The sequence below is a fragment of the Nocardiopsis sp. CNR-923 genome (genome assembly GCF_001942255.1).
GTDB lineage: Bacteria > Actinomycetota > Actinomycetes > Streptosporangiales > Streptosporangiaceae > Nocardiopsis.
In genome coordinates, this window is the sequence record NZ_MKKC01000076.1 from 98,836 (window position 1) to 118,330 (window position 19,495).

Here is a 19,495-nt window from a genome sequence, read left to right on the forward strand (position 1 = left end):
TGCGGGCCCACCCGTCGTGTGGTCGCTACTTCCGCGCGACACCGTCCTCGCGCGCCTGCGCGGCGACGGCGGCGGCGACGGCGGGGGCCACCCGCTCGTCGAAGGGACCGGGGATGATGTAGTCGGCGGACAGGTCGTCGCCGACCAGCTCGGCCAGCGCGGTGGCGGCGGCCTGCTTCATGCTCTCGGTGATGTCGCTGGCGCCCGCGTCGAACGCGCCCCGGAACACGCCGGGGAAGGCCAGGACGTTGTTGATCTGGTTCGGGAAGTCGCTGCGCCCGGTGGCGACGACGCTCGCGTACCTGCGCGCGACGTCCGGATGGACCTCCGGGTTCGGGTTGGCCATCGCGAAGACGATGGCGTTGTCGGCCATCGTGGCGACGACCGACTCGGGCACCTCTCCGGAGGAGAGGCCGATGAAGACGTCGGCGCCGTCCAGGGCGCTCTCGATCGAGCCCTGGAGCCCCGCCTTGTTGGTGAGGGCGGCCAGCTCCCGCTTGACCGGGGTGAGCCCCTCGCGGCCCCCGTAGATCATGCCCTTGGAGTCGGCCACGGCGACGTCGCCGATGCCCCCGTCCAGGAGCATCTTGGTGACCGCGACCCCGGCCGCACCGGCGCCGGAGACCACCACGCGCAGGTCTCCCAAGGTCCGGCCGGTCACGCGGGCGGCGTTGCGCAGCGCGGCGACGGCCACGATGGCGGTGCCGTGCTGGTCGTCGTGGAAGACCGGGATGTCCAGCCGCTCACGCAGCTGGCGCTCGATCTCGAAGCAGCGCGGCGCGGAGATGTCCTCCAAATTGATGCCGCCGAAGGACGGGGCCATGCGCACGACGGTCTCGACGATCTCGTCGACGTCGGTGCAGGCCAGGGCGATCGGCACGGAGTCCACACCGCTGAACTGCTTGAACAGCAGCGACTTGCCCTCCATGACGGGCAGGGACGCCTCGGGACCGATGTTGCCGAGCCCCAGGACGGCGGTGCCGTCGGTGACGACGGCGACCAGGTTGCTCTTCCAGGTGTAGGTCTCGACGAGTTCCGGGTGCTCGGCGATGGCGTCGCACACGCGGGCGACGCCGGGCGTGTAGGCGAGCGACAGGCTCGCCTGGTCGTCGACGTCGACGGAGGAGGTCACGTGGAGCTTGCCGCCGCGGTGCAGGGCGAAGGCGGGATCCTGGTCCAGGTGTGCGGGCGTCTTGGTGTGCGAATCAGTGGACAACTTCTCAAACCCCTCAGGTTTCGCGTGTACGCCCGGCGTCGGCCATGACGGGGGCGGACTTGGTAGCGGCGGGGCTGCGCGCGAAGACGTGTGAGCGCTAGGGGAGCCTCCTCGGCCCCGGTCCCGTCGGACCCAAGGTGCGTTCCGAGAAGGGTCGTGCTTCGCCGGACTCCTATGCGAGTACTGCGCGGCCGCCTCTCACGGGGTTGACCCGTTACGCAATCCTCTCACAACGGTGACCGGAGGAACATCGCGGGTGGCAACCATGGACGGAGTCTCAGTACCCCCTTTTTGTACAGAATGTCGTGGATGTTGCCTGGGAACTGGCGATCGGGCCCCCTTCCCGGACCCTGGCCAGGCACGATGTGCGTTCGAAGGAGACCCCACTCATGGCCACCCACACGCCCGACCACGCACGCCGCACCGCGTTCGGCGCCCTCTCCCTCGCCGGGATCCTGGCCCTGTCCGCCTGCGGCGGCGGCAGCGGTGACGACGGCGACTCCTCCGGATCAGAGCAGGACTCCAACACGGTGGCCATCGGTGTCGAGGCCTCGTACCCTCCCGGGGAGTTCCTGGAGGACGACGGCGAGACCGTCCAGGGCTTCAACGTCGACCTGGTCGAGGCGGCCCTCGCCGAGATGGGCATGGAGGCCCGGTGGGTGCCCTCGGCCTTCGACTCGATCATCACCGGCGTGCAGAGCGGGGAGTACGACCTCGGCGCCTCCTCGTTCACCGTGACCGAGGAGCGTATGCAGGCCGTCAACATGGTCAGCTACTTCTCCTCCGGTACGCAGTGGTTCGCCCAGGAGGGCAACCCCCAGGGCGTCGACCCGGAGAACCCGTGCGGCATGCGCATCGCCGTGCAGTCCAACACCACGCACGACGAGGACATCACCGCCCGCGGCGAAGCGTGTGTCGAGGCGGGCGAGGAGGCCGTCACGATCGAGCGCTTCCCGAGCCAGCCGCAGGCCACCGAGACCGTCGTCTCCGGTCTCAACGACGCGTCGCTCGCCGATATGCCCACCTCGGCCTACGCGCTGGAGCAGACGGGCGACGGTGTCCTGGAGTTCATCGGCGAGCAGTACAACGCCGCGCCCTACGGGATCGTCGTGCACCTCGACGACGAGGAGTTCGCGCAGGAGCTGGCGGACGCGTTCGGCACGATCATGGAGAACGGGACCTACGACGGGATCCTCACCGACTGGGGCATCGAGGCCGGGGCGATCGAGGCGGCCGAGGTCAACCCGCCCGTGGAGGGGTAGCGGGGTCGGCCCGCGGCCCGCGCCGCGCTTCGGCCCCTCGGCCGGGTGCGCCCGCCACCCACCGCCCTCAACGGACGTCTTCGGCGCGGTCCTGGCCTTCGAGAAACCCGACGGCGCCCGAACGCCCGTTCCGCCCATCGAGTGAAAGACCCCACCGTGTCCTCACCGAGCGCACCGACGGGCGGTCCGAAGGTCCCCATCACGGCCCCGGACCGCCCCGTCGAGCCCGTCACCGCAGTACCCGTCCGCTATCCGGAACGCTGGGTCGCCGCGGCGTTCATCCTGGTCCTCGCCGCCATGTTCGTGAACATGCTGGTCACGAACGACGCCTTCGACTGGCCGTTCATGTTCGAGAACATGTTCTCCGAGCCGGTCGTGCGCGGTGTGGGCGTGACGCTCAGCGCGACCCTGCTGTCGATGCTCATCGGCGTCGTCCTGGGGGTCGTGCTGGCCGTCATGCGGCTGTCCGGCAACCCCGTCCTGGTCTCCGTCTCCTGGCTGTACACCTGGTTCTTCCGCGGCGTGCCCCGCCTGGTGCTGGCCGTCCTCTTCGGCAACCTCGCCATCCTGTACTCGACCATCGAGCTGGGCGTGCCGTTCGACGACTACCTCATGGCCTGGATCGGCGTCGAGGGCGATCTCCGGTTCTTCGAGATCGACGCGCGCACCCTGCTGAGCGGCTACACCGCCGGTCTGCTCGCCCTGTCCCTCTCCGAGGGCGCCTACATGGCCGAGATCATCCGGGCCGGTCTCCAGTCCGTGGACAAGGGGCAGACCGAGGCCGCCCAGGCGCTGGGCATGAGCCGTGCCAAGGTCCTGTGGCGGATCACCCTGCCGCAGGCCATGCGCGTGGTCATCCCGCCCACCGGCAACGAGACCATCGCGATGCTCAAGGACACCGCGCTGCTCGCCTACGTGCCGGTGACCATCGAGCTGTTCTACCAACTCCAGGCGATCGGGACGCGCAGCTACCAGATCTTCCCGATGCTGGTCGCGGCGTGTCTGTGGTATCTGGCGATCACCAGTGTCCTGATGGTCGGCCAGTACTTCATCGAACGCAGGTTCAACCCGGGCCAGCGCGGACTCCGCGGGCGCTTCGTCGGAGGTGCGCACTGATGACCGAGACGAACGACGCCCTCGTCGTCGCCGAGAACGTCCACAAGCGCTTCGGCCGCCTGGAGGTCCTGCGCGGCATCGACCTCACCGTCCGACGCGGCGAGGTCATGTGCGTCATCGGGCCCTCCGGCTCCGGCAAGTCCACCTTCCTCCGGTGCGTCAACCACCTGGAGAAGCTGTCCGCGGGACGGCTCTGGGTCAACGGCGAACTCATGGGGTACCGGCAGCGGCGCGGCAGGCTCCACGAGCTGCGCGACCACGAGATCGCCGCCCAGCGACGCGACATCGGGATGGTGTTCCAGCGGTTCAACCTCTTCCCGCACCTGAGCGTGCTGGGCAACATCATCGAGGCGCCCGTGCAGGTCAAGGGCGTGCCGAAGGTGGCCGCGACCGCGACCGCCAGGGAACTGCTGGAGAAGGTGGGGCTGCCGGACAAGGCCGACGCCTACCCCGAGCAGCTGTCGGGCGGACAGCAGCAGCGGGTGGCGATCGCCCGGGCCCTGGCCATGGAGCCGTCGCTGATGCTGTTCGACGAGCCCACCAGCGCCCTGGATCCCGAGTTGGTCGGCGAGGTCCTCGACGTGATGCGGGACCTGGCCCGGGGCGGGATGACCATGGTCGTGGTCACGCACGAGATGGGCTTCGCCCGCGAGGTCGGCGACTCCCTGGTCTTCATGGACGAGGGCGTGGTCGTCGAGTCGGGTTCCCCGAAGGACGTGCTGACCGACCCCCGGCACGAGCGGACCCGGGCCTTCCTGTCCAAGGTGCTGTGACCCCGGGCGCCCCGCGCCTCGCGCGCGCCCGCTCCCGTCGCCTGTGTGTCACGTGCGTGTGATGGCCGGATCGGGACAGTCGGGCACGGAGTGCCATGGACGGCCCCGGGACGGGTAGAGGGGGAGGGGGGACCGACCAGGGACACCGGGCCCAACGGACGAACGAACTGGCCGAAACGGGCGAAGAAACGCCCTTCCCGAGCTTGACCCGGCGACGCCGCGCCACGAGAGTCGTGACGCAGGGGCATCCACACGGCCTTCGGGGGAGGACATGGCGCGCACCGAGCGCGAACGCGGCACCCGGAACCGCAGAGCGGCCCTGGACGGCCTCGGCGGAGCCCTCCAGGGGGCCGCCCTCCGCCGTACCCGCGAGATCCTGTGCGCGGGCGCACGCGGACGCACCCTGGAGGTGGCGATCGGCACCGGCCGGAACCTGCGCCACTACCCTCCCCAGATCCGCCTCACGGGGGTCGACCCGGACCCGGGGGCCCTGGCCAGGGCCCAGGCCCGCGCCGACGGGCTGGGCCGCCCGGTCCAGCTGGTCGAGGGCGACGTGGGTCGGCTGGAGTTCCCCGACGCGTGCTTCGACACCGTCGTGTCCACCCTCGCGCTCGGATCGCGCCCGACCAGACCGCCGCCCTCGCGGAGATGTTCCGCGTCCTCGTCCCGGGCGGCCGGCTCCTGTTGGTCGACCGCGTCGAGCACGCGCGCCTGCCCACCCGCCTGATGGGGGCCCGGCGCGCGCGTCCGCGCCGGCTCCCCCTTGAGGTCGCGCTGGAGGTCGGATTCGAGGTGGGCCACCACGACCGTCTCCTGTTCGGTCTGGTGGAACGGATGGTCGCCCACCGACCCACCTGACCCGTTTCCCCGCGGGAGCACCCCGCTCCGCGCATAGGCTGGAACGGTTCGTTTCCTCCCTGACCGAGGTGATCCGATGATCCGGCCAGCCCGCTCCGACGACGTTCCCTTCATCCACCGGATGATCGGGGAGCTCGCCGAGTACGAGAAGGAACCGGGGTCGGCCACCGCCACGGAGGAGGACATCCGCACCGCCCTCTTCGGTCCGGGCGCGCCGTGTACGGCCACGTCGCCGAGCACGTCGGGGAGGACGGGCGGTCGGAGCCCGCGGGGATGGCCCTGTGGTTCCTCAACTTCTCGACCTGGACCGGCAGACACGGCGTGTACCTGGAGGACCTCTACGTCCGCCCGCACCTGCGCGGCCACGGCTACGGCCTGGCACTGCTCAGGACGCTCGCGCGGATCTGCGTGGAACGCGGCTACACCCGTCTGGAGTGGTCGGTCCTGGACTGGAACACGCCCGCCATCGACTTCTACGCCGCGCTCGGATCCACGTCCATGGACGGGTGGACGGTTCGCCGTCTGGACGGCGACGCACTGCGCGCTCTGGGTTCACGATAGGACAGAGAACCGCCGTTCGTCTCACGTTCGTACCGGATCGGACGGACACGATCTCACTTCCCTGCGGCAGTGGCGGGGTGAAACGAGATACATTGCATTCAAGCGGCAACCTCGCCCCCCGAAGGAGGGACGTGACCGAAGAAACCGCTGTGCCCACGGCCGACGCCATCGCGTCCGGGACGCCGTCACCGTCAACATGCCCGCGGACAGCGCCTATCTGTCCGTCTTGCGGACGGCGACGGCGGGCCTGGCCGCCCGCCTCGACTTCACCCTCGACGAGATCGAGGATCTACGCATCGGGGTCGACGAGGCCTGTGCCATGCTCCTGGCGCAGGCGCTGCCGGGCACCGAACTGACCACGGAGTTCGAACTCACGCCCGAGGGCATGCGCATCTGCGTGTCGGTGCTCACCGCCGACGGCCGCCTCCCCGCGCGTGACACCTTCGCCTGGACCGTCCTGTCCGCCCTGGCGGGCGAGGTCGACGCGGGCGTCGGAGCGGACGACCGCGTTCACATCGTCCTGTACAAGCGCCGCGGCACGCTGGAGTCCGCGTGAGCGAAAGGGGGCCCGCTCTGACAGCGAAGACCGAGCACGCGGTGCCCGATCGGGCTCGCGCGAGAGAGTTGTTCGAGCGCCTGAACGAACTTGAGGCGGACTCCGAGGAGCGGCGTCGGATCCGTGACGAGTTGGTGGAGCTCCACCTGCCCCTGGTCGAGTACCTGGCCCGGCGGTTCCGCAACCGTGGCGAGTGGCTCGACGACCTGACGCAGGTGGCGACGATCGGACTGATCAAGTCCATCGACCGGTTCGACCTGGAGCGCGGGGTGGAGTTCTCCACCTACGCCACACCGACCATCGTCGGCGAGATCAAGCGGCACTTCCGCGACAAGGGTTGGGCGGTGCGGGTGCCCCGCCGTCTCCAGGAGCTCAAGCTCTCGCTGACCAAGGCGGTGAGCGACCTGTCGCAGCGGGAGGGACGCTCGCCCACCGTCGCCGAACTCGCGGCACACCTGCAGATGACCGAGGAGGAGGTGTTGGAGGGCCTGGAGTCCGCCAACGCCTACTCGACCGTGTCGCTGGACGCGCCCGACAGCGGCGACGAGGACGCCCCCGCGGTGGCCGACTCGCTGGGGATCGTCGACGAGTCCCTGGAGGGTGTGGAATACCGCGAGTCGCTCAAACCACTGCTGGAACAACTGCCCCCGAGGGAGAAGCGCATCCTGCTGCTGCGCTTCTTCGGCAACATGACGCAGTCGCAGATCGCCCAGGAGTTGGGCATCTCCCAGATGCACGTGTCACGTCTGCTGGCGCGCACGCTGGCCCAGCTGCGCCAGGCCCTGACCACGGACGACTGAGCGGCCCGAGGGTGGCCACCGGCGATCGCGGGGCTACTTCCTCTCCGGCGGGGGGAAGAGCGCCGCGGTCGTCGGTGGCGCCAGGACCGCCCCGGCCGCGCACAGGGCCACGGCGAGCAGGACCCCGCCGATCGCGTGCTGGTCGCTGGTGAACATGTAGTAGGCGACCACCGCGAGGAAGAGCTGCGTGACCACCACGGGCGTGCGGGCCCAGTCGCGCAGCCGCCACAGACCGCGCGCGACGAACACCAGGACGGCGCCCGATCCGAGTCCGAGGACGGCCAGCGGGATCGCCGAGGTGACCGACGCGGCCTGACCGGTGGCCGCCGTGACCAAACTGTAGAGGCCGCCGACGGCGACGGCGAGCCCGATCAGGGCCTCCAACGCGGCGGCGACGACGACGGTGACGGGACGTGTGGACACCCGTCGAGCCTATACGCGAACCGTGAACCGCCGCCCCCGGGTCTGCGCCCAGCTCACACCGGTTCGCGGGGCGCACGGCGGCGTGCGCCCGGCCGCCGGAACGCCGCTCGCGACGGGCGGCCTCCGCGGCGCACGCCCTAGACTGAGGGCGTGCGCGCCCTTTTCATCGTGAACCCCCAGGCGACCACGACCACGTCACGCACCCGTGAGGTGATCGTCGGGGCCCTGGCCGCGGAGCTGAACCTCACCGTCGTCGAGACCACCCACCGCGACCACGCCAGCGAACTGGCGCGCAAGGCCGCCACGGACGGCTTCGAACTGGTGCTCAGCCTGGGGGGTGACGGCACGGTCAACGAGGTCGTCAACGGGCTCCTGGCGACCCCGGACGATCTTCCGCGCCCCCGGTACGCCGTGATCCCCGGTGGCAGCGCCAACGTCTTCATCCGTTCCCTGGGCGTGCCCGGCGAACCGGTCGAGGCGGCCGGCGCGGTGTTGGAGGCCATCCGCGCGGGCCGGGAGCGGGAGATCAACCTGGGCCGGATCACGAGCGATGAGGACGACCGGCATTTCACGTTCTGCGCCGGTTTCGGATGGGACGCGACGTCGTCCAGCAGGTCGAGCACGCGCGCGCCCAGGGGCGCAGGGCCACGCCCGCCCTGTACGCCGAAGTGGCGGTAAAGCTCTTCTTCCGCGGGGATATCCGGGACCCGTCACTACGCGTGTCCGCGGGTGGACCGCCCCGGGACGGAGTCTATTTCGCCCTCGTCACCAACACCACGCCGTGGACCTACGCCGGGTCGCTGCCCCTCCAACCGACGCCCTCGTCCCGTTTCGAGCTGGGGTTGGACGCTTTCGCGCTGACCAACTCCTCGCACCCGCTCACCGGGTGGGTACTTTCGCAGATGTTCTTTCCCAAGGGTCTGCCCGCCATCGGCGACGGATACCTCACCTGGCACGACCTGGACTCACTTGAGATCTCGTCCACCCATCCCCGGGCTTTCCAAATCGACGGGGAGTACCTGGGAGAGCGTGAACGGGTCAACTTCCACTCGGTACCGAAGGCATTACGAATCATCTGTTAATTGACCGGAAAGACACCATTCCCGCCCACTGTGACGCACCCGACACGCCGATCAGGACCTTAGGTCCCGGGAGCTCTTGCACCGGCCCTTCAAGCCTGTCACGCTCAAACTATCGCCACGAGTTACGGGCGAGTTAATTGGGGCGCCTCCCACATGGCGGTGGGGTGAAACCTCGCCGTCTCGGCCCTGAACCCCCGGTGGAAACCATCCGCTGGGCGCCCCGAGCACGATCGTGAAAGTGTTCACAACCCCCGATCGCCTCACTGTGAGGAGTGGACCGCATGGACTGGCGCCATGAAGCAGCCTGCCGTGACGAAGACCCCGAGCTCTTCTTCCCCATCGGCAACTTCGGCCCCGCACTGATCCAGATCGAGGAAGCCAAGGCGGTCTGTCAGCGCTGCCCCGTCAGCTCCGCCTGTCTGAAGTGGGCGCTGGAGAGCGGCCAGGACGGCGGAGTCTGGGGCGGCACCAGCGAGGACGAGCGCCGCCTGATGCGCGGGCGCGGCACCGTGCGCCGCTCCATGGTCCGAAGCTAGGCGCCCCGACCGGTCACCCGAGCCCGTGCCCCAGGGGGAGGCACGGCGGCGCCGACACGAGCGAGGCCGCGCGCCGCCCCCACGACGCCGAACGCGGGCCGCCCACGCCCCCGAACACCTCCCTCGGCGAGGGCCGGATCAGCGCAGCTCCGCCTCCTCCTGCTCCAGGGGCAGGCTGATCGCCACCTCGGTCCCTCCGTCGTCCCGGGGCTTGATCGCCAGCGTCCCGCCCAGTTCGCCCACGATGAGCGTGCGCACGATCTGAAGACCCAGACTCGTCGTCCCCTCCAGGTCGAAATCCGCCGGCAGCCCGCCGCCGCTGTCGCACACCGCCAGTTCCAGACTGCTCGCCCTCGGGTGGCCGGGCACCGCGTCGAACCGGCGGACCCGCACCACGATCTCACCGGGCCCCTGCCCCAGCCCGTGCTCCACCGCGTTCTGCACCAGTTCGGCCAGGACCATCGACAGCGGTGTGGCCACCAGCGCCGACAGCAGACCGAACCCGCCCTCCCGGCGCGGCACCACGGTGCTCCCGGTCGAGGAGACCTCGGCGGCCATCTGCATGACGCGGTCGGCGATGTCGTCGAAGTCCACCACCTCGTCGGGCGTGTGCGACAGCATCTCGTGCACGATCGCGATCGATCCCACGCGCCCGACCGCCTCGTCCAGCGCCGCGCGCGCCTCGGGCACGTCCAGCCGCCGGGCCTGCAACCGCAGCAGCGCCGCCACCGTCTGGAGGTTGTTCTTCACCCGGTGGTGGATCTCGCGGATGGTCGCGTCCTTGGTCATGAGCTCGCGCTCGCGCCGCCGCAGTTCGGTGACGTCTCGGACCATCACCAGCGCCCCGATCCGCACACCGTCGATGACCAGCGGTATGGCGCGCAGTTGGACGGTCACCCCGCGCGCCTCCACCTCCGCCTCCTGCGGCGCCCGGCCGCTCGCGGTGTAGGTGAGGGCCTCGTCGCGGGCCTCACCCTGCGCGGCCAGTTCGAGCGTCGTGCGGTCCAGACGGGCGCCCACCAGGTCGGCGGCCAGGCCCAGGCGCCGGTAGGCGGACAGGGCGTTCGGGCTGGCGTAGACCACCTCTCCGTTCTGGTCCAGCCGCAACAGGCCGTCGCCGACCCGGGGCGAGCGCACCATGAGCGGCTCCTGGTCACTGAACGGGAACGCGCCCTCGGCGATCATCTGCGCCAGGTCACCCGCGCTTTGCAGGTAGGTGAGCTCCAGGCGGCTGGGGGTGCGCGCGGAACTGAGGTTGGTGCTGCGCTGGATCACCCCGATCAGCCGGCCCGCGCGGCGCACCGGGACGGTCTCCTCGCGCACGGGGACCCCGCCCGACCAGTCGGGGTCGCCGTCCCGGCAGATCCGGCCCTCGGCCCAGGCCCGGTCGATGAGGGCGCGCCGCCCGATCACCCGGGGCGCCGAGCGCGAGGTCATGTCGGTCAGGTCGTCGAGCAGCACGGTCTCGACGAGGTCGTCCTGGAAGGCCGTGGGCCCCGTCGTCGGCCGCATCTGGGCGACCGCCACCCAGCCGTCCTCATCCCGCAACCGCACCCACAGGACGAGGTCGGCGAACGACAGGTCCGCGAGCAGTTGCCAGTCCGAGACCAGCGAGTGGATCCACTCCAGGTCCGCCTGCTTGAGCGAGGTGTGGCGTCGGATGAGATCACTGAGGTGAGGCACTCACAAATCATCCCATGAAGGCGTGCATACTCAAGGGGTACGCACTCGACCAGTGGTCCACACCAGTCGGCGGCCGGAGGGCCCGCCGCGCCGACCACACCGGAGGGGTGTGTGGACGGAGCGGGACGCGTGGGAGGACACCGATGACAGGTCAGAGCACACTGGACGGCAACCCCAGGGTGCCGAAGTACTACCAGGTGAAGAAGCAGTTGCTGGAGCTGATCGAGGCGATGCCCGCGGGCAACCCGGTCCCGCCCGAGCGCGCTCTGGCCACGCAGTTCGAGACGTCGCGGACGACGGTGCGCCAGGCGCTCACGGAGATGGTGGTCGAGGGCCGTCTGCTGCGGATCCAGGGCAAGGGCACGTTCGTGGCCAAGCCGAAGGTCGCGCAGATCCTCCAGCTGACCAGCTACACGCAGGAGATGCGGGCGCACGGACTGCACCCGGCCACGCGGATCCTCGACGTCAGCTACATCAACGCCGACGACCACCTGGCGGAGATGCTGGCGATCCGTTCGGGCGGTCGGGTGCTGAGGATCGAACGGCTCCGGTTGGCCAACGGTGAGCCGATGGCCGTCGAGACCGCCCACCTGGCCGCCCGTCGCTTTCCCGGCCTACGACGCCAGCTCGACCGCTACGCGTCGCTCTACGAGGCTCTCGCGAGCGCCTACGACGTCTCTCTGGCGGAGGCCGAGGCGTCGATCGAAACGGTTCTGGCCACCCCCAACGAGGCCCGGCTGCTGGGGGTCGACGTGGGTCTGCCGCTCGTCCTGCACTGCCAGCACAGCTTCGACGCCGACGGCCACCCGGTGGAGTGGGTGCGCTCGCTCTACCGCGGCGACCGGTACAAGTTCGTCACGCGCCTGCGCCCGCCGACGGACTGATCCCGCTCCCTGCCGCGGTCGCCTCACACGCGGGCGAGGACGGTGGCGAGCGCGTCGACGACCTTCGGGTCGTACTCGCTGTCGGTGTCCATGCGCAGGCGCTCCAGCACGGCGGCGCGCCGCTCCTCGTCGCCGTTCTCCCCGACGAGGTCGTCGAAGGCGTTGGCGACCTTGATGATCCGGCTGCCGAGCGGCGGCACGCCCTCGTCCCCGTCCCCCGCCAGGGGCTCGCACTGGCGGCGGACGACCTCGGCGACGTTGTCGAGGACCCCGGTCTCGCGGATGATGGCCGACCCCAGTTCGGCGATCCGCCGCTGCTCCCGGGGTGAGGCGAGCACGGTCGCACCGCCCGCGATGGGTTCGCGCAGCGAGAGCTGGCCGATGTCGTGCATGAGCGCGGCGTACTCCAGCTCCAGCAGCTGGTCCTCGGAGAAGCCCAGCTCGCAGGCGATCCCGTGGGCCAGGTGGCTGACCCGCCGCGAGTGCCCGTTCTCCACGTAGCCGCCGACCTCGGTGACCCGTGACAGCGCCCGCACGGTCTCCAGATAGGTGCGGCGCACCTCCGCGTGCCGCCGGAAGGCCACCTGCGAGACCAGCAGGGGGGCGCTGAACACGAGCAGCCCCACCAGGCCGGTGACCGTGCAGGCCAGCGCGATGAGGACGCCGCTGGCGCCGATCGCCGCGCCCGTGGCGAACTGGGCGCGCACCTCGTCGCGCACCGCGACCAGCAGGTTGGTCCGCAGCCGTTCGGCGCGCATCATCCCGGCCATCGCGGCGTCCACGAGCCAGACGGCCATCACGAGCGAGGTCATCAGCAGCGCGACGCCCACCGACGGCTCCGCCAGCGACAACCCGGCCACCAGCGGCCGGAACGCCGCCGCCAGGAGCATGGCGTCCAGCACCCGGCGGGCCAGGTCCTCCAGGCGCGGGCTCCGTCCCACCGCGACGTGCGGCAACTCGCCCAGCGCCAGGCCGAGGCCGACCACGGCGACGACCTGGGACGCGGTGTGCTCGACGGGCGCGTTGCCGAGACTGACCAGGAACGCGTAACTGATCGCCCCGGCGGAGGCGATCGGCGCGACCTCCCGGTGCCCGGGCAGCGTGATACGGGCCAACTCGCCGACCGCGATGACGAGGCAGAACGTGAGTGCGACATAGGGATCGACGGCGCCGTGCACGGCGGTCCACACGACCGCCGCCAACGCGCCGGCCCCCGCCACCGCGACCAGCACGGCGCGGATGGGGCGCGTGGTGCGCCAGATCGGCCCCCTCCGCCGGGGGAGCCCCAGGGCTCCGTCCTCCGGTCCGGAGAGCGGGGGGCGGGGCGACGGAGCTTCGTCGGACTGCCGCTGCGTCATCATCGGTCACGCCCGCCCGTTACCGCCTCGGCGGGAGCGGGCCGCGCGCCCGGCGCGTCGGCGGCTGGCTCGGCGGCCGTCCCACCGGCGGTCGGCTCTGCGTCGGCGCTCTCGTAGCAGCCGCCGGGCGGCTCGGCGATGTCCGGCGTCTTCCAGCCCTCCCGTTCGACCGCCCGGACGAGCGCCTCGACCATGCGCCCGTCGAACTGGGTTCCCACGCAGGCCCGCAGTTCGGCGATGGCGTCCTCCACCGACCAGGCCTTGCGGTAGGAACGCGTGGAGGTCAGGCAGTCGAACACGTCGCGACGGTGATGATGCGGGCGGACTCGGGGATCTCCATCCCCACCAGTCCCATGGGGTAGCCGCGCCCGTCCAGGCGCTCGTGGTGGTGGCGGATTCCGGCGAGTGCCTCGTCGAGGAAGCTGATCTCGCGCACGATCTCGTAGCCGCGGGTCGGGTGGAGCTTGATCGCCGCGTACTCCTCGTCGGTGAGCTTCCCGGTCTTCTGCAACACCTTGGTGGGCACCCCGAGCTTGCCGATGTCGTGCAGCATCCCGGCGTAGCGGATCTTCTGCACCCGTTCGGCGGGCATACCCAGTTCCCGCGCGATCATGGCGGAGGCCTCGGCGACACGCATGCAGTGGCCGCGGGTGTAGTAGTCCTTGGTCTCGACCGCCTGGCAGAGCGTGGCGAGCGTGGCCTCGTGGGCGCGGGCCTCGTCGGCCTGCTGGGCGAAGGTCCAGCGCGCGATGAACAGCGGCAACAGGACCAGCAGCGGCGCGATGACCCCGACCCCGCCCCACACCGCGGCGATGGCCAGGCCGAGCATCTGGTAACCGATCGACGACAGCTCCACGGCGGCCAGCGGTCGCCAGTGGATGGGCCTCTTGCGTCGGGTCTGGACCGCGCCGAGCGTGCACATCAGCGCCGCGACGAGCACGGAGTTGACCACGGTGTGGGTGAGCACGGCCGCCACGTAGGGCAGCAGGACCACGGGGAAGTCCTCGCGCACCGGTTCGCCGACCGTGCCGCCGCACAGCAGGTAGACGTGGCCGGCCGCGTACGCGGCCAGGGCGAACTGCGAGCCGTTGAAGGCCCGCTTGACCAGGATCTGCTTGCGAATGGTCAGGCAGGAGGCGAAACCGACCACCGCCGCCCCGACGGGTCCCACCAGAACGACCGCGGCCAGCGACACCGCCGAGCTCGGCGACATCCCCATCCTGCCGTTGGAGACGACGATGGTGCTGATCGACTCCGCGACCATGAAAAGCACGGCCACGAGGACCAGGGTCTTCAGGTTGATGCCCGAATACGGCCCGACCAGCACGATGGTGACAGCACTGACAACGATGATTCCGACGTAGACGCGCGCGCGCCTAGGAAGAGCCCGCACCCCCGTTCACCCCCCGCCGACGACGACCGGACTGTCATGATTTCACCGGTTCCGTTCTACCACCAAGACCATCCACCGAGGCGGATACTGACCAAAGAACGACCATCATCACGTGCAGCATGCCGATGAACACGGTGGTCCCCTCTCTCCGAACGCCGCACCTCGCCCATTCCCCTGGACGCGCGGCGCGAATTGCCCCATTCGTTGGATATGGCGTCCAGTTTAACGGGCCAACACAGCTCCCCGATTACCCCCAACCCGAACCGAGGACGACAACCGTCCCCACAACGCCGTCTATTTCCGGACTATGGAATTACTAATTCAACTCGTAATCACATCCGATAACCCTGCGTGACCAGGCGAGGCGGATCGCCGACGCGGGAAATCCGACGCCGGGGACGATCCTCCTCCGCCCGCACGGCAGCATCAACCTGCGGTGACTACTCATAGTCACAACACGTGCGTTCCGATTCCCGCCCCGGGAAAAATCATTCCGAGTCGGTCACGACGCGAAAGCACCCGAGCCCGCCGGGCGTGTCGGACAGCCCCTCCACCCCCGCCCCGACCGGCGCGTGACCAAAACCAGCGCAGACACGGGGAATCCAACCTGACATGCCCACAAACACCTACAGACCACGCACAGACCGATATGAGGTGATAATTCCAGATAACGACATACATAGAGGAAAAGAAGAAGCGGTGGCTGGAATTCCAGCCACCGCTTCGGGTGTCGTCACCGCCCGACCCAGGTCACGTGGTCGAGGCTTCCGGGACTACTCCGAACGCGCCTCGCGCACGAGGTCTTCCGCGTCCGCATTCTCCTCGCGTGCATTCACCTCGCGCGCGAGGGACTCCTCGCGTGCGCGCGCGAGCCGACCGAGGACCTTGTCGCGCAGGTCCAGCGGGACCGGATCGCATCCGCAGTGCTTGGCGACGAGTTTCTTCACGGCCTCCTCCAGGCCGTACTCGTCGAGACAGGGTACGCAGTCGTCCAGGTGCTCCCGGATCTGCTCGCAGTTGTCCTCTTCGAGCTCACCGTCGATGTAGGTGTACAGCTTGTCGAGCACCTCGCTGCACGGGGTCTCGCTGTCCTCGCCGTGGCCGCCGCTCATTGCCGATCTCCTCGATCCGACCCGTTCGCCTGTCCCCGACCCACCGCGGACGCGCCCGACGCGACGGCGGAGGCCGTGGCCCTCGCCACCGGAAGGAAACCGCGGTCCACCGCGTACTCCTCCAACAGGGTCCGGAGCTGCCGGCGCCCCCTGTGCAACCGGGACATGACGGTCCCGATCGGCGTGCCCATGATCTCGGCGACTTCCTTGTACGCGAAACCCTCGACGTCGGCGAGGTACACCGCGATCCGGAAGTCCTCGGGCAGCTCCTGGAGCGCCCGCTTCACGTCCGTGTCGGGCAGGTGTTCGAGCGCCTCGGCCTCGGCCGACTTGAGCCCCGCGGCCGTGTGCGAGGCGGCCTGCGCCAGCTGCCAGTCCTCGACGTCCTCGGTCCCGGCCTGCTTCGGTTCCCGCTGTTTCTTGCGGTAGGAGTTGATGAAGGTGTTGGTGAGGATGCGGTACAGCCACGCCTTGAGGTTCGTCCCCCGCTTGAACTGGTGGAACGAACCGAACGCTTGGCGAACGTCTCCTGAACGAGGTCCTCCGCGTCGGCGGGATTACGGGTCATCCTCAGCGCCGCGGAGTAGAGCTGGTCGAGGAAGGGAAGCACATCCCTCTCGAAGCGCTCCTCCCGCTCACGTGCTGTCTCCTGGCCCTCTTCCAAGCCCGTCGGCCTCCCTGCGCTGGTCCCGGCTGGAGCATCCATATCCCCAAGATACGGCTCCAGCCCCAGGACCCGCGCATCGGCGCCACGTGGCGTCGCCGCGATCTCCTCGCGTTCCAGGCACGCGCTGGCGGTCGACATGTCCGAAGTGCCCTCCCCAACGTCCGATCCCCCGGGCGCCCTCGGCGTCCCGCGCGGTGACGGTGACAACAACGCGCTCCGCGGCCTGATTCCGGCCCAGCGGAACGGGACGCGGACGCCGGCCGGTGAACTTTGTCGTTTGGCTGTATCGGCGGAGGTAGGGCATGGGAGAGTGCGGGTAGGACCACACAAGGATGGGAGAGGAGTGCACGTGCGACCGTCCTCGACCCCGGCGTCCGATCGACACGGTCCCCGGCCGCCCAGTTCGCCGCACCCGACCGGTTGTCGGACTACTGGCGCTTCTACTGGGCCGTCGCTGAGGCGCAGATCGCCCGCTGGCTCCCACCCGCGCCCGCCTGCCTGCTCGACCTGTCCAGCCCGGACTTCCAGGGCACGCACCGCGCCGTGGCCGCCGGGCACGACGTCGTGACGCTGCTGCCGTCCTCGGACATGGCGGTGCGGCAACCGCTGACCCTGGTGAACGGACGCGCGAGCGTGCCGCGTCCGGCCCCGCGGGGTCGGCTGCGCCGCGTGGTGGGCGACTCCACGCTGCTGCGCACGTTCGCCTCCGATTCCTTCGACGGGGTCATCGCCGACAACCGGGTACTGTCCCGGCACCTGGCCACGGAGTCGTCGGTGGCGGAGATCGCGCGCGTGCTGCGGCCGGGTGGGCGCGCGCTCGTGTGCGTGGACTCCGTCGTGCTCGGCATGGCGCTACTGGCCGAACAGGACTGCTGGCCCGAGTTGAGCCACGCGCCCAGCGCCGACGTCCTGCTGGTGCCGTGGCCGGACGGGTCCATCACGCGCTGCTTCACCTCCGAGCAGCTCGCCGACACCCTGGCCGACGCCGGGCTCGAACTGGAGTGGATCAAGCCGCGCACGGTGCTGTCGCCGTCCACGGTCGAGGGGATGCTCGCCCGCGACCCGAGGTCGATGAGCCGCCTGGTGGAGATGGAGACGCGGGCCACCGAGTCCGACGACTACGTGGGCGTGCACCTGCTGGCCAGCGCGCGCAAGCCGGGATAGGCCGACGGTCGTCGCCCCCCGGCCGCTCCGCCCGGGGCACCGCGACGCCCGTCGGCCTCGACGGCCCGTGCGGGCGGGACCCGCGTCCTCGGTGTCGTGGCGAAGGGGCGGCCGACCGCCGCCCCTTCGGCTCCGGGTCCCGTGCCGGGCGACCACGGCGCCCCGCGCCGCGTCAGTCGGCGAGCGGCAGGTACACCCGGTTGCCCGAGGCCGCGAACTCCTCGGACTTGTCGGCCATGCCCCTCTCGATCGCCTCGACGGTGTCCAGGCCGTTCTCCTCGGCGTACCTGCGCACGTCCTGGGAGATCCGCATCGAGCAGAACTTCGGCCCGCACATGGAGCAGAAGTGCGCGGTCTTGGCCGGTTCGGCGGGCAGGGTCTCGTCGTGGAAGGACTGCGCCGTCTCCGGATCCAGCGACAGGTGGAACTGGTCCTGCCAGCGGAACTCGAACCGCGCCTTGGACAGCTCGTCGTCCCACTCCTGCGCCCGGGGGTGGCCCTTGGCCAGGTCGGCGGCGTGCGCGGCGAGCTTGTAGGTCACCACGCCGGTCTTGACGTCGTCCCGATCGGGCAGGCCCAGGTGCTCCTTCGGGGTGACGTAGCACAGCATCGCCGTGCCGTGCCAGCCGATCTGCGCGGCGCCGATGGCGGAGGTGATGTGGTCGTAGCCGGGGGCGACGTCGGTGGCCAGCGGGCCGAGCGTGTAGAACGGCGCCTCGCCGCACAGCTCCTCCTCCAGGCGCACGTTCTCCGCGATCTTGTGCATCGGCACGTGTCCCGGCCCCTCGATCATCACCTGCACGTCGTGCGCGCGGGCGATGTGGGTGAGCTCGCCCAGGGTGCGCAGCTCGGCGAACTGGGCCTCGTCGTTGGCGTCGGCGATCGAGCCGGGCCGCAGACCGTCGCCGAGGGAGAAGGTGACGTCGTACTCGCGCAGGATCTCGCAGAGTTCCTCGTAGTGGGTGTAGAGGAAGCTCTCCTTGTGGTGGGCCAGGCACCAGGCGGCCATGATCGAACCGCCGCGCGAGACGATCCCGGTGACGCGCCTGGCCGCCAGCGGCACGTAGCGCAGCAGCACGCCGGCGTGCACGGTCATGTAGTCGACGCCCTGCTCGGCCTGCTCGACGACGGTCTCGCGGTAGATCTCCCAGCTCAGCTCGGTGGGATCGCCGTTGACCTTCTCCAGCGCCTGGTAGATGGGGACCGTGCCGATCGGGACCGGCGAGTTGCGCAGGATCCGCTCGCGGGTCTCGTGGATACGCCTGCCGGTCGACAGGTCCATCACGGTGTCGGCGCCCCAACGGGTGGCCCACACCATCTTCTCGACCTCCTCGGGCACGGAGGAGGTGACCGCGGAGTTGCCGATGTTGGCGTTGATCTTCACCAGGAAGTTCTTGCCGATGATGGTCGGCTCGGACTCCGGGTGCCTGCGGTTGACGGGGATGACCGCGCGCCCGATCGCGATCTCCTGACGCACGAACTCGGGGTCTGTGTTCGCGGGCGGCGACGAACCGCATCTCGGGGGTGATGACGCCGGCCTTGGCGTAGGCCAGTTGCGAGACCGCTCCGTTGACGGGCTCGCGGGCGTCGATCCACTCCCGCCGGGTGCCGGGCAGGCCCCGGTGCACGTCGATGTCGGCGGTGGAGTCGGTGTACGGACCTGACGTGTCGTACAGGTCGAAGTGGCCGCCGTTGCTCAGTTCCACCCGGCGCTGCGGGACGCGGAGCGTGAAACCGGCGGGGTCGTCGATCTCACGGTAGACCTTCCGTGATCCCATGATGGGACCCGTGGTCACCTGGCGCTCGTCGGTGGTGGAAGTCGTGGTGCGGCTGTCCATAGCCGTCATGGCGTGCCTCCCTACGTCGGAATTACCCGAACAGGTTCTGCGGTCGGCGACACCGTTGAGCCGCCCTCTCAGCCCGCCATGGCGCGAGCTCCCGCGGTATTCACATGTGCGCACGTCGGCAATGGGGTGCACGACGTGCGTGCGCCCCCGGGGGGCGCGTGGCCGTGTGGCCTCGCACACCATACACAGGGCCGCCCGGGCCGT

General features: G+C 70.0%; 11 protein-coding genes, 8 pseudogenes and 1 riboswitch. Of the genes and pseudogenes, 11 read left to right on the forward strand and 8 right to left on the reverse strand.

What is annotated here, in order from left to right; genetic code table 11:
• Nucleotides 1–25: 25 nt before the first annotated feature.
• Nucleotides 26–1,216 (reverse strand): NADP-dependent malic enzyme, encoded by a 1,191-nt coding sequence (locus tag BJF83_RS10910; RefSeq protein ID WP_075926193.1) that lies wholly within the window; start codon nucleotides 1,214–1,216, stop codon nucleotides 26–28.
• A 389-nt stretch (nucleotides 1,217–1,605) separates the two neighbouring features.
• On the opposite strand from BJF83_RS10910, the gene BJF83_RS10915 reads away from it, so the two are divergent.
• The 7 genes and pseudogenes from BJF83_RS10915 (at nucleotide 1,606) to BJF83_RS10945 (ending at nucleotide 7,142) form a co-directional block, all read left to right on the forward strand.
• Nucleotides 1,606–2,478: an ABC transporter substrate-binding protein gene (locus BJF83_RS10915; RefSeq protein ID WP_075926194.1), complete on the forward strand. Its 873-nt coding sequence runs from the start codon at nucleotides 1,606–1,608 to the stop codon at nucleotides 2,476–2,478.
• Between the two features lie 156 nt (nucleotides 2,479–2,634).
• Nucleotides 2,635–3,594, forward strand: coding sequence for an amino acid ABC transporter permease (locus BJF83_RS10920; RefSeq protein ID WP_083678487.1), 960 nt, complete (start codon nucleotides 2,635–2,637; stop codon nucleotides 3,592–3,594).
• Nucleotides 3,594–4,367, forward strand: a complete 774-nt coding sequence (locus tag BJF83_RS10925; RefSeq protein WP_075926195.1) for an amino acid ABC transporter ATP-binding protein — start codon at nucleotides 3,594–3,596, stop codon at nucleotides 4,365–4,367. The genes BJF83_RS10920 and BJF83_RS10925 overlap by 1 nt, the downstream gene beginning before the upstream one ends.
• A gap of 271 nt (nucleotides 4,368–4,638) precedes the next feature.
• Nucleotides 4,639–5,225 (forward strand): annotated as a pseudogene (locus tag BJF83_RS10930) (class I SAM-dependent methyltransferase).
• Between the two features lie 76 nt (nucleotides 5,226–5,301).
• Nucleotides 5,302–5,786 (forward strand): annotated as a pseudogene (locus tag BJF83_RS10935) (GNAT family N-acetyltransferase).
• 131 nt (nucleotides 5,787–5,917) lie between these two features.
• Nucleotides 5,918–6,342 (forward strand): annotated as a pseudogene (locus BJF83_RS10940) (anti-sigma factor).
• Between the two features lie 41 nt (nucleotides 6,343–6,383).
• A complete protein-coding gene (locus tag BJF83_RS10945) occupies nucleotides 6,384–7,142 on the forward strand; it encodes an RNA polymerase sigma factor SigF (protein ID WP_075926197.1) in 759 nt (252 codons plus the stop codon).
• 33 nt (nucleotides 7,143–7,175) lie between these two features.
• Here BJF83_RS10945 and BJF83_RS10950 read toward each other — a convergent pair whose 3' ends face one another.
• Nucleotides 7,176–7,565: a hypothetical protein gene (locus tag BJF83_RS10950; protein ID WP_075926198.1), complete on the reverse strand. Its 390-nt coding sequence runs from the start codon at nucleotides 7,563–7,565 to the stop codon at nucleotides 7,176–7,178.
• A gap of 150 nt (nucleotides 7,566–7,715) precedes the next feature.
• Between BJF83_RS10950 and BJF83_RS10955 the strand changes: the two are divergent.
• Together BJF83_RS10955 and BJF83_RS10960 are read left to right on the forward strand one after the other, a co-directional pair.
• A pseudogene (locus BJF83_RS10955) lies at nucleotides 7,716–8,647 on the forward strand (diacylglycerol/lipid kinase family protein).
• 281 nt (nucleotides 8,648–8,928) lie between these two features.
• A complete protein-coding gene (locus BJF83_RS10960; RefSeq protein WP_075926199.1) occupies nucleotides 8,929–9,183 on the forward strand; it encodes a WhiB family transcriptional regulator in 255 nt (84 codons plus the stop codon).
• Between the two features lie 138 nt (nucleotides 9,184–9,321).
• Here BJF83_RS10960 and BJF83_RS10965 read toward each other — a convergent pair whose 3' ends face one another.
• Entirely contained in the window at nucleotides 9,322–10,866 is a 1,545-nt protein-coding gene (locus BJF83_RS10965; RefSeq protein ID WP_075926200.1) for a PAS domain-containing sensor histidine kinase, read from the reverse strand.
• A gap of 143 nt (nucleotides 10,867–11,009) precedes the next feature.
• Here BJF83_RS10965 and BJF83_RS10970 point away from each other — a divergent pair, with 143 nt between their 5' ends.
• A complete protein-coding gene (locus tag BJF83_RS10970; protein WP_075926201.1) occupies nucleotides 11,010–11,750 on the forward strand; it encodes a GntR family transcriptional regulator in 741 nt (246 codons plus the stop codon).
• Nucleotides 11,751–11,773: 23 nt separating this feature from the next.
• On the opposite strand, the gene BJF83_RS10975 is transcribed toward BJF83_RS10970, so the two are convergent.
• The 4 genes and pseudogenes from BJF83_RS10975 to BJF83_RS10990 all read right to left on the reverse strand — a co-directional run bounded on the left by BJF83_RS10975 (nucleotide 11,774) and on the right by BJF83_RS10990 (nucleotide 16,277).
• The gene (locus BJF83_RS10975) at nucleotides 11,774–13,108 is read right to left on the reverse strand and encodes an HD-GYP domain-containing protein (protein ID WP_187347128.1); all 1,335 of its coding nucleotides are present in this window, start codon (nucleotides 13,106–13,108) and stop codon (nucleotides 11,774–11,776) included.
• Nucleotides 13,108–14,435 (reverse strand): annotated as a pseudogene (locus BJF83_RS10980) (HD-GYP domain-containing protein). The gene BJF83_RS10975 and the pseudogene BJF83_RS10980 overlap by 1 nt, the downstream one beginning before the upstream one ends.
• 839 nt (nucleotides 14,436–15,274) lie before the next feature.
• Entirely contained in the window at nucleotides 15,275–15,613 is a 339-nt protein-coding gene (rsrA, locus tag BJF83_RS10985) for a mycothiol system anti-sigma-R factor (protein ID WP_075926203.1), read from the reverse strand.
• Nucleotides 15,610–16,277: pseudogene (locus BJF83_RS10990) on the reverse strand (sigma-70 family RNA polymerase sigma factor). The gene rsrA and the pseudogene BJF83_RS10990 overlap by 4 nt, the downstream one beginning before the upstream one ends.
• Before the next feature lie 346 nt (nucleotides 16,278–16,623).
• Here BJF83_RS10990 and BJF83_RS10995 point away from each other — a divergent pair.
• Nucleotides 16,624–17,444, forward strand: a pseudogene (locus BJF83_RS10995) (class I SAM-dependent methyltransferase).
• Between the two features lie 172 nt (nucleotides 17,445–17,616).
• Here the strand turns inward: BJF83_RS10995 and thiC are convergent.
• A pseudogene (gene thiC, locus BJF83_RS11000) lies at nucleotides 17,617–19,291 on the reverse strand (phosphomethylpyrimidine synthase ThiC).
• Nucleotides 19,283–19,396: riboswitch (TPP riboswitch) on the reverse strand. It overlaps the preceding pseudogene by 9 nt.
• Nucleotides 19,397–19,495 lie beyond the last annotated feature (99 nt).

Bases quoted from the DNA above. Each gene is read 5' to 3' on its own strand.
- BJF83_RS10970 (WP_075926201.1), top strand. From the start codon at position 11,010: ATGACAGGTCAGAGCACACTGGACGGCAACCCCAGGGTGCCGAAGTAC.
- BJF83_RS10915 (WP_075926194.1), top strand. From the start codon at position 1,606: ATGGCCACCCACACGCCCGACCACGCACGCCGCACCGCGTTCGGCGCC.
- BJF83_RS10960 (WP_075926199.1), top strand. From the start codon at position 8,929: ATGGACTGGCGCCATGAAGCAGCCTGCCGTGACGAAGACCCCGAGCTC.
- BJF83_RS10975 (WP_187347128.1), bottom strand. From the start codon at position 13,108: ATGACGCAGCGGCAGTCCGACGAAGCTCCGTCGCCCCGCCCCCCGCTC.
- BJF83_RS10925 (WP_075926195.1), top strand. From the start codon at position 3,594: ATGACCGAGACGAACGACGCCCTCGTCGTCGCCGAGAACGTCCACAAG.
- rsrA (WP_075926203.1), bottom strand. From the start codon at position 15,613: ATGAGCGGCGGCCACGGCGAGGACAGCGAGACCCCGTGCAGCGAGGTG.